The 14,355-nt window shown below is 70.5% G+C and carries 13 protein-coding genes; 4 read left to right on the forward strand and 9 right to left on the reverse strand.

Going from position 1 to position 14,355, the window contains the following annotated elements:
- Positions 1-144 precede the first annotated feature (144 nt).
- The 4 genes from ACFWBB_RS40915 to ACFWBB_RS40930 all read right to left on the reverse strand — a co-directional run bounded on the left by ACFWBB_RS40915 (position 145) and on the right by ACFWBB_RS40930 (position 4,689).
- Positions 145-1,269 carry a GuaB3 family IMP dehydrogenase-related protein gene (locus ACFWBB_RS40915; protein ID WP_385283868.1) on the reverse strand — a complete coding sequence of 375 codons (1,125 nt, stop codon included), beginning with the start codon at positions 1,267-1,269 and terminating at the stop codon, positions 145-147.
- 126 nt (positions 1,270-1,395) lie between these two features.
- The gene (gene guaB, locus ACFWBB_RS40920) at positions 1,396-2,901 is read right to left on the reverse strand and encodes an IMP dehydrogenase (RefSeq protein WP_385283871.1); all 1,506 of its coding nucleotides are present in this window, start codon (positions 2,899-2,901) and stop codon (positions 1,396-1,398) included.
- Between the two features lie 173 nt (positions 2,902-3,074).
- A complete protein-coding gene (locus tag ACFWBB_RS40925; protein ID WP_057584634.1) occupies positions 3,075-3,662 on the reverse strand; it encodes a sigma-70 family RNA polymerase sigma factor in 588 nt (195 codons plus the stop codon).
- Between the two features lie 415 nt (positions 3,663-4,077).
- Positions 4,078-4,689, reverse strand: coding sequence for a response regulator transcription factor (locus ACFWBB_RS40930; RefSeq protein ID WP_003948568.1), 612 nt, complete (start codon positions 4,687-4,689; stop codon positions 4,078-4,080).
- A gap of 379 nt (positions 4,690-5,068) precedes the next feature.
- Between ACFWBB_RS40930 and ACFWBB_RS40935 the strand changes: the two genes are divergently transcribed.
- The gene (locus ACFWBB_RS40935) at positions 5,069-5,398 is read left to right on the forward strand and encodes a WhiB family transcriptional regulator (RefSeq protein WP_385283875.1); all 330 of its coding nucleotides are present in this window, start codon (positions 5,069-5,071) and stop codon (positions 5,396-5,398) included.
- Positions 5,399-5,610: 212 nt separating this feature from the next.
- Here the strand turns inward: ACFWBB_RS40935 and ACFWBB_RS40940 are convergent, their stop codons facing one another.
- Positions 5,611-6,546: a LysR substrate-binding domain-containing protein gene (locus ACFWBB_RS40940; protein WP_385283878.1), complete on the reverse strand. Its 936-nt coding sequence runs from the start codon at positions 6,544-6,546 to the stop codon at positions 5,611-5,613.
- Positions 6,547-6,964: 418 nt separating this feature from the next.
- On the opposite strand from ACFWBB_RS40940, the gene ACFWBB_RS40945 reads away from it, so the two are divergent.
- The gene (locus tag ACFWBB_RS40945) at positions 6,965-7,738 is read left to right on the forward strand and encodes an SDR family NAD(P)-dependent oxidoreductase (RefSeq protein ID WP_385283880.1); all 774 of its coding nucleotides are present in this window, start codon (positions 6,965-6,967) and stop codon (positions 7,736-7,738) included.
- Positions 7,739-7,826: 88 nt separating this feature from the next.
- On the forward strand, positions 7,827-8,534 hold the full coding sequence (locus tag ACFWBB_RS40950; RefSeq protein WP_385283883.1) for an ester cyclase: 708 nt from the start codon (positions 7,827-7,829) through the stop codon (positions 8,532-8,534).
- Between the two features lie 126 nt (positions 8,535-8,660).
- On the opposite strand, the gene groL is transcribed toward ACFWBB_RS40950, so the two are convergent.
- The 4 genes from groL to ACFWBB_RS40970 form a co-directional block, all read right to left on the reverse strand.
- Positions 8,661-10,286: a chaperonin GroEL gene (gene groL / locus ACFWBB_RS40955; protein ID WP_385283886.1), complete on the reverse strand. Its 1,626-nt coding sequence runs from the start codon at positions 10,284-10,286 to the stop codon at positions 8,661-8,663.
- 111 nt (positions 10,287-10,397) lie between these two features.
- Positions 10,398-10,706, reverse strand: coding sequence for a co-chaperone GroES (gene groES / locus ACFWBB_RS40960; protein WP_020132158.1), 309 nt, complete (start codon positions 10,704-10,706; stop codon positions 10,398-10,400).
- Between the two features lie 393 nt (positions 10,707-11,099).
- Entirely contained in the window at positions 11,100-11,939 is an 840-nt protein-coding gene (locus ACFWBB_RS40965) for a polysaccharide deacetylase family protein (RefSeq protein ID WP_385283890.1), read from the reverse strand.
- Between the two features lie 47 nt (positions 11,940-11,986).
- Positions 11,987-12,877, reverse strand: a complete 891-nt coding sequence (locus ACFWBB_RS40970) for a polysaccharide deacetylase family protein (RefSeq protein ID WP_385283896.1) — start codon at positions 12,875-12,877, stop codon at positions 11,987-11,989.
- A gap of 324 nt (positions 12,878-13,201) precedes the next feature.
- On the opposite strand from ACFWBB_RS40970, the gene ACFWBB_RS40975 reads away from it, so the two are divergent.
- Positions 13,202-14,355: methyltransferase domain-containing protein (locus ACFWBB_RS40975; protein WP_385283893.1), on the forward strand; the 1,154-nt coding region annotated here is incomplete at its 3' end.

Here is a 14,355-nt window from a genome sequence, read left to right on the forward strand (position 1 = left end):
TTTTTTATCAGCTCTGGCCCCGACCCCCCCCGCGCCCCCCCACCCCCCCCCCCCCGCCCGGCCCCCGGGGGATATCCTCGGGGGGCGGCCCCCCCCCCGGGTGGTGGGGGCCGGGCCCCTGCCGTCGGCCGACGTCCTGCGGAACTACCGGCGGTGCACCGAGTCCGCCACCGTCACCTCGACGCGCTGGAACTCCTTCAGCTCGCTGTAGCCGGTGGTGGCCATGGCGCGACGCAGCGCGCCGAAGAGGTTCATCGAGCCGTCGGGCGTGTGCGACGGGCCCGTGAGGACCTCCTCGATGGTGCCGACCGTGCCGAGGTCGACCTTCTGCCCGCGCGGCAGCTCCTCGTTGACGGCCTCCATGCCCCAGTGGTGGCCGCGGCCCGGCGCGTCGGTCGCGCGCGCGAGCGGCGAGCCCATCATCACCGCGTCGGCGCCGCAGGCGATCGCCTTGGCCAGGTCGCCGGACCAGCCGACGCTGCCGTCCGCGATCACGTGCACATACCGGCCGCCGGACTCGTCCATGTAGTCACGGCGGGCCGCCGCCACGTCGGCGACCGCCGTCGCCATCGGGACCTGGATGCCCAGCACGTTGCGCGTGGTGTGCGCCGCGCCGCCGCCGAAGCCGACCAGCACGCCCGCCGCGCCCGTGCGCATCAGGTGCAGGGCCGCCGTGTAGGTGGCGCAGCCGCCGACGATCACCGGGACGTCGAGCTCGTAGATGAACTGCTTCAGGTTCAGCGGCTCGTGCGAACCGGAGACGTGCTCCGCCGAGACGGTCGTGCCGCGGATGACGAAGATGTCCACGCCCGCGTCCACGACGGCCTTGGAGAACTGGGCCGTGCGCTGCGGGGAGAGCGCGGCAGCGGTGACCACGCCCGAGTCGCGCACCTCCTTGATGCGCTGCCCGATCAGCTCTTCCCTGATGGGGGCCGCGTAGATCTCCTGGAGGCGGCGGGTCGCGGTGTCCGCGTCCAGCTCGACGATCTCGTCGAGCAGTGACTGCGGGTCCTCGTGCCGGGTCCACAGGCCCTCGAGGTTGAGGACGCCGAGGCCGCCCAGCTCGCCGATGCGGATGGCGGTGGCCGGGGAGACGACCGAGTCCATGGGAGCGGCCAGGAAGGGCAGCTCGAACCGGTAGGCGTCGATCTGCCAGGCGATCGAGACCTCCTTCGGGTCCCGCGTACGGCGGCTGGGGACGACGGCGATGTCGTCGAAGGCGTACGCCCGGCGGCCGCGCTTGCCGCGCCCGATCTCGATCTCAGTCACGTGTGTGGCCTTTCCCTGATGCGTTGCAGCGTCTTCCAGTATCGCCGACGGGTACGACAAGGGCGGCCCCGAGTCTCCGGGACCGCCCTTGGCATGCCTCGCGCACGCTTCACGCGCGCGTCGGGATCACTTGCGGCTGTAGTTCGGCGCCTCGACCGTCATCTGGATGTCGTGCGGGTGGCTCTCCTTGAGACCCGCGGACGTGATCCGGACGAAGCGGCCGTTGTCCTGGAGCTCCGGGACGGTCCGGCCACCGACGTAGAACATCGACTGGCGCAGACCGCCGACGAGCTGGTGGACGACGGAGGACAGGGGGCCGCGGTAGGGCACCTGGCCCTCGATGCCCTCGGGAATTAGCTGCTCGTCGGAGGCGACGCCCTCCTGGAAGTAGCGGTCCTTGGAGAACGACTTGCGCTCGCCACGGGTCTGCATGGCGCCCAGGGAACCCATGCCGCGATACGACTTGAACTGCTTGCCGTTGATGAACAGCAGCTCGCCCGGCGACTCCTCGCAGCCCGCGAGCAGCGAGCCCAGCATCACCGTGTCGGCGCCGGCGACCAGGGCCTTGGCGATGTCACCGGAGTACTGGAGGCCACCGTCGCCGATGACCGGGACCCCGGCCTCCTTGGCGGCCAGCGCGGCCTCGTAGATGGCGGTGACCTGCGGGACACCGATGCCGGCGACCACGCGGGTCGTACAGATGGAGCCCGGACCGACGCCGACCTTGATGGCGTCGGCGCCCGCGTCCACCAGGGACTTGGCTCCGTCGCGGGTGGCGATGTTGCCTCCGATGACGTCCACACGCGTGTGGTTCGACTTGATCTTGGCGATCATGTCGCCGACGAGCCGCGAGTGGCCGTGGGCGGTGTCCACGACGATGAAGTCGACACCGCGCTCGATCAGTGCCTGGGCCCGCTCGAAGGAGTCACCGGCGACGCCGACCGCGGCGCCGACCAGCAGCCGGCCCTCGGAGTCCTTCGCGGCGTGCGGGTACTTCTCCGCCTTGACGAAGTCCTTGACCGTGATCAGGCCCTTGAGGGCGCCCTCGTCGTCGACCAGCGGAAGCTTCTCGATCTTGTGCTTGCGCAGCAGCTCCATGGCCTCGACACCGGAGATGCCGACCTTGCCGGTGACCAGCGGCATCGGCGTCATGACCTCGTGCACGCGGCGCGTGCGGTCGGTCTCGAAGGCCATGTCGCGGTTGGTGACGATGCCGAGCAGTCGCTTGTTGCCGTCGGTCACCGGGACGCCGCTGATGCGGAACTTGCCGCACAGCGCGTCGGCCTCGGCGAGCGTGGCCTCCGGGTGGATGGTGATCGGGTCGGTCACCATGCCGGACTCGGAGCGCTTGACGAGGTCGACCTGGTTGGCCTGGTCCTCGATGGAGAGGTTGCGGTGCAGCACCCCGACGCCGCCCTGACGGGCCATCGCGATCGCCATGCGCGACTCGGTGACCTTGTCCATCGCGGCGGACAGGAGCGGGATGTTCACCCGCACGTTCTTGGAGACGTACGAGGCGGTGTCGATCTCGTCGGGAGCCATGTCCGACGAGCCCGGCAGCAGCAGCACGTCGTCGTAGGTCAGCCCGAGGGTCGCGAATTTTCCGGGCACTCCGTCGACGTTGGCAGTCATGACACCTTCCCCAAATGGCCTTGATCGGTGCGGATGTCCATGCTAACGGGAAGCGCACCTCTCGAATTCCACGAATTCCACGGTCGAGCGGGACTCCGGGCTTCGTATGTTCGTACGGAAACGACCGGCGCCCTGTTCATCCGCGCCTGTCCCGAGGGGCCGACTGGGGCCGACTACTGCTCGGCGAGCGCCCGCAGCCTGCTCAGCGCCCGGTGCTGGGCCACTCGGACGGCCCCGGGTGACATTCCCAACATCTGGCCGGTCTCCTCGGCCGTGAGGCCCACCGCGATCCGCAGCAGGAGCAGTTCCCGCTGGTTCTCGGGCAGATTGGCCATCAGCTTCTTCGCCCACTCGGCATCGCTGCTGAGCAGGGCGCGCTCCTCGGGGCCGAGCGAGTCGTCCGGCCGTTCGGGCATCTCGTCGGAAGGGACCGCCGTCGAGCCCGGGTGGCGCATCGCGGCGCGCTGGAGGTCGGCGACCTTGTGCGCGGCGATGGCGAAGACGAAGGCCTCGAAGGGCCTGCCGGTGTCCCGGTAGCGCGGCAGCGCGAGAAGAACCGCCACGCAGACCTCCTGGGCGAGGTCCTCCACGAAGTGGCGCGCGTCGCCCGGCAGCCGGGACAGCCGGGTACGGCAGTAGCGCAGTGCCAGGGGGTGGACATGGGCCAGCAGGTCGTGGGTGGCCTGCTCGTCCCCGTCCACGGCGCGATGGACGAGTGCCCCGATCGTCCCCACGGCAGTGACCGCCTCGTCATCGCGCATCGGTCCATGGTGCCCTGCGGCCGGAGGGGTCGCGGCACCGTGCCCGTCGTTGTGCACCGAAGCGTTATGAGCAGGTGCGCCGGAACTCATCCCCTGCGCCCTCCCCTCCCGCTCGACCGACTCGTCCCCGAGTAACTCCACACCTCAAGGATGCGGCATCCGCGGCGAAACGAGCAGCGGGCACCCTGCGAGAGCCTGCGCCGCTCCCTCCCGCCGGGCGGCGGGAGGGGCCCTCTCCGGGCCACCAAACCGCGCCTGAGCAGGGAGGTTCTCTCATGGCCCCGCTCCCCTCACTGAATGACGGATGTCACCCGAACCCGCTCGGATCCGTCGGACGGGCCAGGACCCGCCCCCTCCGGACCGGTCTCGGACCGCAGGGACGGGCAGGCGGGGACGGGCGGCAAGGGAACGGCTCCTAACGGACCAGTCCCCATCGGAAACCGAGCGCCACGGCGTGCGCGCGGTCGGAGGCGCCGAGCTTTTTGAACAGCCGCCTGGCGTGCGTCTTGACGGTGTCCTCGGAGAGGAACAGCTCACGGCCGATCTCCGCGTTGGAGCGGCCGTGGCTCATGCCCTCCAGGACCTGGATCTCACGCGCGGTGAGTGTGGGCGCCGCGCCCATCTCGGCCGAGCGCAGCCGGCGCGGGGCGAGCCGCCAGGTCGGGTCGGCCAGGGCCTGGGTGACGGTCGCGCGCAACTCCGCGCGCGAGGCGTCCTTGTGCAGGTACCCGCGGGCGCCGGCGGCCACCGCGAGGGCGACGCCGTCGAGGTCCTCGGCGACGGTCAGCATGATGATGCGGGCCCCGGGATCGGCGGACAGCAGCCGCCGTACGGTCTCGACGCCGCCCAGTCCGGGCATGCGTACGTCCATCAGAATCAGGTCCGAGCGGTCGGCACCCCAGCGGCGGAGGACTTCCTCGCCGTTGGCCGCCGTCGTCACGCGCTCGACGCCGGGCACGGTCGCGACCGCGCGGCGGAGCGCCTCTCGGGCAAGCGGGGAGTCGTCGCAGACGAGGACGGAAGTCATGGCCGCCCTCCGCAGCTGATGCGCGTCACCTTGTGCCTCCAGGCTGTTACGAATCGTCACCTGTGCGGTCGACCGTCTCGGACGCCTGCCCGAGCGTTTGTGTTTTCAACCGCCACCGCACTCTCAACGACGGTCACTCGAAAGAGTTACGGGGCCGCATGCATTCTTCGGCACTCTACGTGAGGGCGCGGATACGGAGGAGGCAACCACACGGACCCTCAAGCTTTCATCACAACCCATGCCCCATATGGCCCTATTTCTTCCCTTTTACTGGTGTCTGAGGCTAGATTCGCAATGAGTCATATTTTCATCTCCTTAGATCGTAGTTGTACGGTCGTGGGCACCGTATCCGCTCTGAACGGCTACAAGGGGTCACGTAATGGCAGATTTCTCCCGCCTTCCCGGACCGAACGCCGACCTGTGGGACTGGCAGCTCCTGGCTGCCTGCCGCGGGGTGGACAGTTCGCTCTTCTTCCATCCGGAGGGTGAGCGCGGGGCGGCTCGGAGCGCTCGAGAGAACTCGGCCAAGGAGGTCTGCATGAGGTGCCCGGTCCGTGCGCAGTGCGCGGCACACGCGTTGGCGGTACGTGAGCCGTACGGCGTCTGGGGCGGGTTGACCGAGGACGAGCGCGAAGAGCTCATGGGCCGGGCGCGCAATCGCCTGGTGTCGGCGTCGTCGGGCGCCGGGGATGCTTCGTCGAACACATGAAGGAACGTTTCTTCGAAACTTTGTGAGCAGAATCCCGAAAAATGGCGGGCACGCACACGCGAGCCCGCCGTCTTTTTCATCTGCTCGCTTCGGGCGCTCGCTTCGGCCGGTCGACTTCGGCCGGTCGCCTTCGGGCGGTCGCCTTCCAGGTCGCTCGTCTTCGGTTCTTCTGCTCCGGCCGGTCGACTTTCGTCGCTCGTCGTCGGCTGCCGTCAGCCGATGAGGGACGCCGCCCGTCCCAGCTGCTCCAGCGTGGCCGCCACCGCCGGTACCTGGGCCAGATCGGGCAGGGTGAGCGCGACGATCTCCCGGCGCACGGCCGGTTCCAGCGTCACCGCGCGGGCGCCACGGGGCCGGACGGACTCGATCGCGAGCTGGGGCAGGACGGCGACGCCGAGACCGGCGCCCACCAGACCGACCACCGCCGGATAGTCGTCGGTCGCGAAGTCGATGCGGGGCGTGAAGCCTGCGCTCTCACACACCTGGACCAACTGGCCTCGGCACCGCGGGCAGCCGGCGATCCACGGCTCGGCGGCGAGATCGCCGATGGCGATCGACCCGGCGGGTTCCGTGCGCGCGAGGCGGTGCCGTTCGGGCACGAGGGCGACGAGACGGTCCGTCAGCAGCGGCCGCACGACCAGGTCGTCCCATTCGCCTTCGCCGGCCTGCTCGGCCTCGCCGGCGCCCGTCGCGCGTTCGTAGCGGAAGGCGAGGGCGATGTCGCAGTCGCCCTCGCGAAGCAGCTCGACGGACCGCGGCGGTTCGGCCTCCTCCAAAGAGACCCGGGTGCCGGGGTGGGCCGCGCGCAGGGCGGCGAGGGCGGTGGGGACGAGGGTGGAGCTGCCGCTGGGGAAGGACACCAGCCGGACCCGGCCGGCGCGCAGCCCGGCGATGGCGGCGACCTCCTCCTCGGCGGCGGTCAGCCCGGACAGGATGCCGGCCGCGTGGCGGACGAGCGCCTCTCCCGCCTGGGTCAGACGCATCTCGCGTCCGCTGCGGATCAGCAGGGGCGTGCCGACGGACGCCTCGAGGGCCTTCATCTGCTGGCTGACGGCCGGCTGGGTGCAGCCCAGTTCGCGCCCGGCCGCCGAGAAGGAGCCGGCGGCGGCCACGGCACGCAGGACACGGAGATGACGGGCCTCGATCATTCTCCGAGCATAAGCGAGCCTTGGGTAAGTACGCGAATAATGCGTCGGCGCTTTGACCTTCGGGCCGGACCGGGCGGGGCCGTACGGTGAGCGAGCGGGCCGGGGTGAGCGGGCGGGCCGACCGGCCGACCAGCTACGGACACGGCATCGTCACGACACCCACCCACCCACCGTTTCTCGCCCGCCCGGGCCGGGAAAGCGAGGCGCGCGATATCTGCCCGGAGCCGGAAGGAGGGGCCGGAGGGTGAGCCGGGGTCGCGAGAGGGGCGCGGAACGGAGTCTGCGGGAGGGGGCGCGGGACGCGGTGCGCGGGAGGGGGCGCGGGACTGAGTGTGCGGGCGTGCGCACGACGTCTTCACCTTCGGGAGGCCGGGTGCAGGGAACGGACGGCCGCACTCCGGGTCACTAACCTTGCCCCATGACAACGGCTCTGATTACGGGTTCGACCGCGGGTATCGGTGCCGCGTTCGCGCGCAGACTGGCGGCGGACGGGCATGATCTCGTCCTCGTCGCACGGGACACCAAGCGGCTGCGCGAGCAGGCGACCGAGTTGCACGACCGGCACGGCATCGAGGCGGAGGTGCTGACCGCCGACCTCGCCACGGACGAGGGCATCGAGGCGGTGGCCACCCGGCTCGGCAACCGCAAGAACCCCGTCGACCTGCTGGTCAACAACGCCGGCTTCGGCAACAAGGGCCGCTACCTCGACGTGTCCATGGCCGACGAGTTGAAGATGCTCAAGGTGCACTGCGAGGCGGTGCTGCGACTGACGTCCGCGGCGACGACGGCGATGCGGGAGCGCGGCCGCGGGGGTGTCGTCAACGTGGCCTCGGTGGCGGCCTTCGTGCCGCGTGGGACGTACGGGGCGTCCAAGGCGTGGGTCGTGCAGTTCACGCAGGGTGCGGCGAAGGACCTGGCGGGCAGCGGGGTGCGGCTGATGGCGCTGTGCCCGGGGTTCGTGCGCACGGAGTTCCACGAGCGGGCCGGGATGGGCACGGACAACATCCCGGGCTGGATGTGGCTGGACGCGGACAAGCTGGTCGCTGCGGCGCTGCACGACCTGGCGCGCGGGAAGTCGCTGTCGATCCCCGACCCGCGCTACAAGGCGCTGATGGGCCTGGTGAAGGTGACGCCCCGCGCGCTGCTGGGCGGGATCAGTTCGAAGACCGGCCGGAAGTACGGGCCTCGGTAGAAGCCCTCGCGGTGGACGGGTGACGTCGGCGCTCCGGTGGGAAAATGGGCGTGCGAAGACCGGACCCAGGGGGGCCGGAGGCGGCGTCATGACGTTCGTACAGCTCATCGACTGCAGGACCAGCCGGTTCGACGAGATGGACCGGCTGATGGACACATGGGTCGAACAGACCAGGGGCAAGCGGACCGCGACGCACGCGGTGGTCGGCAAGGACCGCTCCGACGCGTCGCACTTCATCGAGATCGTGGAGTTCCCGTCGTACGAGGAGGCGATGCGGAACTCGAACCTTCCGGAGACCGACAAGGTCTTCCGGGAGCTGGTCGCCCTGTGTGACGAGCTGCCGACTTTCACGGATCTCGACGTCGTACGGGACGAGCAGTTGTACGCCGGGACGGCACGGCGGTTCTTCGAGACGATCGGCATGCGGGGTGAACTGCCGCCGCTGGACGGTCTGATGGCCGAGGAGTATCACGACCACGATCCCGCCAACGAGCAGGACACCATGGGGATGGACGCGATGCGCCGGGAGATCGGGATGTGGCGGAGCGGCTTCGACTTCGCCTTCTCCCTCGACGACCAGATCGAGCAGGGTGACCGCGTGTGCAACCGGTGGACCTGGCGCGGCACCCACAAGGGCGACTTCATGGGGATCCCGGCGACCGGGAAGCAGGTCTCCATGACCGGGACGACCGTCTTCCGGTGCAGGGAGGACGGGAAGATCGTCGAGGCCTGGTGGCAGTACGACCGGCTGGGGCTGATGGAGCAGCTGGGAGCCCTGGACGCGCTGGAGCAGTAGAGGCCGGGCACAGGAAACGCCGAGGCCCGGCACCTCTTGTCTGCAGGGTGCCGGGCCTCGGTCTGCCGTGCGTACCGACCTGGGCCGGTGAGTGTCGGCCCGGGTCGGTGGTACCGACGTGTTACGTCAGTGGGAGTGGCCGTGGCCGTGGCCCGCGGCGGCCGGCTCCTCCTCTTCCTTCTTCTCGACGACCAGGGTCTCGGTCGTCAGGAGGAGGGAGGCGATGGACGCGGCGTTCTCCAGGGCGGAGCGGGTGACCTTGACCGGGTCGATGACGCCGGCCTTGACCAGGTCGCCGTACTCGCCGGTCGCGGCGTTGAAGCCCTGGCCCTTGTCGAGCTCGGCGACCTTGGAGGTGATGACGTAGCCCTCGAGGCCCGCGTTCTCGGCGATCCAGCGCAGCGGCTCGACCACGGCGCGGCGGACCACGGCGACACCGGTGGCCTCGTCGCCGGTCTTGCCCAGGCCGCCCTCGAGCACCTTGGCGGCGTGGACCAGAGCGGAGCCACCACCGGAGACGATGCCCTCCTCGACCGCGGCGCGGGTCGCGGAGATGGCGTCCTCGAGACGGTGCTTCTTCTCCTTCAGCTCCACCTCGGTGGCGGCGCCGACCTTGATCACGCACACGCCGCCGGCCAGCTTCGCGAGGCGCTCCTGGAGCTTCTCGCGGTCCCAGTCGGAGTCGGTGTTCTCGATCTCGGCCTTGATCTGGCCGACGCGGCCCTGGACCTCGGAGGAGTCGCCGGCACCGTCGACGACCGTGGTGTCGTCCTTGGTGACGGTGACGCGGCGGGCGGAGCCGAGCACGTCGACGCCGACCTGGTCGAGCTTGAGGCCGACCTCTTCGGAGATGACCGTGGCGCCGGTGAGGACGGCCAGGTCCTGCAGCATCGCCTTGCGGCGGTCACCGAAGCCGGGGGCCTTGACCGCGACCGCGTTGAAGGTACCGCGGATCTTGTTCACGACCAGGGTCGACAGGGCCTCGCCCTCGAGGTCCTCGGCGATGATCAGCAGCGGACGGGAGGAGTTGGTCTGGATGACCTTCTCCAGCAGCGGCAGCAGGTCGCCGATGGAGGAGATCTTGCCCTGGTTGATGAGGATGTAGGGGTCCTCGAGGACGGCCTCCATGCGCTCCTGGTCCGTCACGAAGTACGGCGACAGGTAGCCCTTGTCGAAGGCCATGCCCTCGGTGAAGTCCAGCTCCAGACCGAAGGTGTTGGACTCCTCGACGGTGATGACACCGTCCTTGCCGACCTTGTCCATCGCCTCGGCGATGAGCTCGCCGACCTGCGTGTCCTGCGCGGAGAGCGCGGCGACGGCGGCGATGTCGGCCTTGTCCTCGATCGGTCGGGCGGTCGCGAGGAGCTCCTCGGACACGGCCTTGACCGCGGCGTCGATGCCCTTCTTCAGGGCGGCCGGGGAGGCACCCGCGGCGACGTTCCTCAGGCCCTCGCGGACCAGCGCCTGGGCGAGCACGGTGGCGGTGGTCGTACCGTCACCCGCGATGTCGTTGGTCTTGGTCGCCACCTCCTTCACCAGCTGCGCACCGAGGTTCTCGTACGGGTCGTCGAGCTCGACCTCGCGGGCGATCGTGACACCGTCGTTGGTGATGGTGGGGGCGCCGAACTTCTTGTCGATGACGACGTTGCGGCCCTTGGGGCCGATCGTCACCTTGACCGTGTCGGCAAGCTTGTTGACGCCGCGCTCGAGGGCGCGACGGGCGTCCTCGTCGAACTTCAGGATCTTCGCCATGGGAGCGGTTCAGCCCTCTCGGAAAACGTGGGAGAAACGAACTGCGCCCCCAGCTCCCGGCTTCACAAAGACGCGGGGCCAGGAGCGCAGTTCACTGCAAATCTGGGTGAATTACTTCTCGATGATCGCGAGCACGTCGCGAGCCGAGAGGACGAGGTACTCCTCGCCGTTGTACTTCACCTCGGTGCCGCCGTACTTGCTGTACAGAACGACGTCGCCGACCTTGACGTCGAGCGGCAGGCGCTCGCCGTTCTCGAAGCGACCCGGGCCCACCGCGAGGACAGCCCCCTCCTGGGGCTTCTCCTTCGCGGTGTCCGGGATGACCAGGCCAGAGGCGGTGGTCTGCTCGGCGTCGAGCGGCTGGACCACAATGCGGTCCTCGAGCGGCTTGATGGCAACCTTGGAGCTGGTGGTCGTCACGATCCGACCTCCCCCTTCGGAGATCTCACGGGGCTAACTGTCTGGGGTGGCGACCAGGTGGATCCGTCGTCGCGGGTGCCGGACCTGCCCGTCGCTGTTGGCACTCTCCAGTGGTGAGTGCCAGAAGCGAGACTATGACCGCGATTAGCACTCGGTCAAGCGGAGTGCCAATGCCGGCGGCGCGTCGGCCACGTTTTCAGCTCAGGTGGGTGTCCTTGTCGGCCGGTGTCGGTGTGGGCGCGGCACTGGGGTCTGCCGCCCCCGGGCCCCCCCGCTTCGGCCCTGAAGGGGCCTCGTCCTCAAACGCCGGACGGGCTGGAACACGGCTCACGGCCGGGGCTGTGGAACGCGCTCGCGGCAAGCCCCCCGGGACAACGCTCCCGACGACCTCCCTCAGACGTAGTCCTCCAGTCGGCCCACCGTCAGTCCTTGCTCCTGCACCCGGCGCAGTAGTCGCGTCGTCCGCTCGCGCAGGCCCGGGCCCGTGGACTCGTCCGGGGCTACGGCGATGATGTCGCCGGGGTGGAGGTGGCGGGGGCCGTGGGTGTAGGCGAGGTCGGTGGGGCCCATCGAGGCGCGCCAGAGGACGACGGCCGCGATGCCGCAGTCGGCGGCGGCGCGGCGGGTGGTGGCGTCGTAGGTGCCGTGGGGAGGACGGAAGAGGCGGGGGCGCAGGCCGAAGCGGGAGCGGAGCTTGTCCTGCTGGCCGCAGATCTCCGCGCGCTGGCCGGCGTACGGCAGACCGCGCAGGACCGGGTGGTCCAGAGTGTGGTTCTGGATGCTGGCGCCGACGGACTGGAGGCGGGCGAAGTGGGCGTAGCCCGGGCCCACCACGCTGTCGGTGAGGAACATGCTCACCGGGAGGCGCAGCTCGCGGACCATGTCGACGAAGCGGGGGTCGCGTTCGGCGCCGTCGTCGTAGGTGAGGAAGACGACCCTGTCGGCTGTCGGCACGTGGTCGACGACCGGGGGGACGGCCGATCCCGGACTGCCCGCCAGGGAGCGGGAGGGAGGGTCCGGTGCGGGGGCCAGGGGGGCCGTCAGGCCCCAGCGGCGGTACGCCTGCTGCCCGGCCTGGCCGTGCGGGCGGACCCGGGCGGCGGCCTTCCTGCCGAGCCGTTCGATGGGGTCGACGGACTGGGCACAGCCCGTCAGGGTGGCCAGGGTCGTGAGGGTCACCAGGAGCAGGAGTACGGACGGCAGCCCCCGCGTCGTCCGTCTCGTCCGCGGCATCCGCGTCCTGTAGACCGTCCGTGTCCTGCGGGCCTTGCGCGTCGTCCTCACAGGTAGTCCTCCAGACGGGCCACCGCGTAGCCCTTCGCCGTGACCTTGTTCAGGAACCGGCGCACCATGTCGGGCATCGTGCCCCTCCAGTCGCCGCGGCCGCGGAAGTGGCTCAGGACGATGTCGCCGGGGTGGAGGTCCTGGTCCTCTTCGCGGTACTCCCAGTGGTCGACGAAGACCTCCTCGTCCCAGAGCGGGGCATAACGCACACCGCAGGTCTTCGCGGCCCGCAGGGTGTTCCGGTTGTAGTTGCCGAAGGGCGGCCGGAAGAGGGTGGGGCGCTTGCCGTAGCGCTCCTCGATCACGTCCTGCATGCCGCAGATCTCGCGCTTCTGGCGGGAGTACGAGAGTGCGGGCAGATAGGGGTGGTGGAGGGTGTGGTTGTTCAGGCCCACGCCCCGGTCCTGCAGCTTCTTGAAGTAGCCGTAGTCGTCCTTGATCAGGTAGTCGCTGATGAAGGCGGTGTACGGGATCTTCAGCTCGCTCATCATGCGCAGGAACGCCGGGTCCTTCTCGGCGCCGTCGTCGATGGTGAGGAAGACGACCCTGTCCTCGGTCGGGACGGTGGTAAAGACCGGCGGGAGACCGAGTTCCTCGTGATCGTCGACCTCGAAGCCCTTGCGGGTGGTGATCTCCGGTTTGTGCGCGGGCGGCGCCGGGGGTGTCAGCGGGACCTGCTTCAGGCCCCAGTGCTTCGCCGCGGCGAGCCGGGCCCGGTGCGCGGCGCGGAGCCTGGCGGCGTACGCGTGCAGGGCGCGGGCGGGCGGCGCCGCGGGAGGGCCCGCCTTCCCGGGCTGCTGGCCCGGCGCGGGGCGGGCCGCGCGGCCGGCGCTCTCGCCGCCTCCCGCGCAGCCCGACGCGAGGGTGGCCAGCGCGAGGACGACGATCGCGCTCCGGATCCCGGTACGCCCGCGTGCACGCCGGATCCCGGTACGCCCGCGTCCGGGCCGGGTCCCGGTGCGCCCCCGTTCACGCGAGATTCCCGTGCGCCCGCGCCGACGTGGCGCTTGAGAACAGCCGAGCTTGTCATCATTTTGTACGACAGGTCCCATGGCGCCGGATCTTCGCAGTCACCACCCCGGAACCCGACCCGACACCTCCGCCGGAGACACACCATCCACCGACTGGCCCACAGCGGACCACCGGCGGCTCCCGCCTCGCCGACCGGACCCCCCCGCCGGCGAGGCGGGCGGTTGGCCGACAATGAGGGGGTGAACGTCCTCGCTCCGCTGCTCACTCCCGAGGGCCGCGCCCTCCTCGACGCGGTGCGTGGCACCGCTCCCGCCGACGAACTCGCCGTCGCCACCCGGCTGCGCCGCGAGCACCCCGCCGATCTGGTGTCCGCGGCCATCGGCCAGGCCAGGCTGCGGCAGCGCGCGGCGGTGAAGTTCGGGGCCGCGGACGCGGAGCGGATGTTCTTCACGCCGAACGGGGTGGAGCAGTCGACGCGGGCGAGTGTCGCCGGACACCGGGCCGAGCGGATGAAGGCGCTCGGCGTGACCTCGGTCGCCGACCTGTGCTGCGGGATCGGCGGTGACGCGATCGCACTCGCCCGGGCCGGGATCCGGGTGCTGGCCGTGGACCGGGACCCGGCCACGGCGGAGGTGGCGCGCGCGAACGCCGAGGTGCTCGGGCTGAGCGGGCTGATCGAGGTGCGGGAGGCGGACGTCACCGAGGTGGACACCGGTGGCTACGACGCCGTGTTCGTCGATCCGGCGCGCAGGGGAGGCCGCGGGCGCATCTTCGATCCCGAGGCGTACTCGCCTCCCCTGTCGTGGGCGGTCGGCGCCGCCCTCGCCGCCCCGCGCGCGGCCCTGAAGATCGCGCCCGGCGTGCCGCACGAGGCGATCCCGGCCGAGGCCGAGGCCGAGTGGATCTCGGACGGCGGGGACGTGAAGGAGGCGGTGCTGTGGTTCGGAACCGAGCCGGGGGCCGTACGGGCCACCCTGCTGCCCGGGCCGCGGACCCTGCTCGGCGGCGGGCTGCCCGACCCCGGTGTCCGGCCGGTCGGGCGGTATCTGTACGAGCCCGACGGCGCCGTCATCCGGGCCCATCTGGTCGCCGACGTGGCCCGGGAGCTGGACGGCGGGCTGATCGACGAGACCATCGCCTACGTCACCGCGGACGCCCTGCGCCCCACCTCGTACGCCACCGCCTATGAGATCACCGATCAACTCCCCTTCAACGTGAAGAAGTTGAAGGCCCTGTTGCGAGAGCGGGGGGTCGGGATCCTGACGGTGAAGAAGCGGGGGTCGGCGGTGGAGCCGGAGGAGTTGCGGAAGAAGGTGCTCCCCAAGGGCCAGGGGCCGCACTCGGCGACCGTCTTCCTGACCCGGGTGGCGGGGGCGCCGACGATGCTCGTCGG

The sequence above is a fragment of the Streptomyces sp. NPDC060000 genome (assembly GCF_042737375.1).
In the GTDB taxonomy this organism is placed as follows: Bacteria; Actinomycetota; Actinomycetes; order Streptomycetales; family Streptomycetaceae; genus Streptomyces.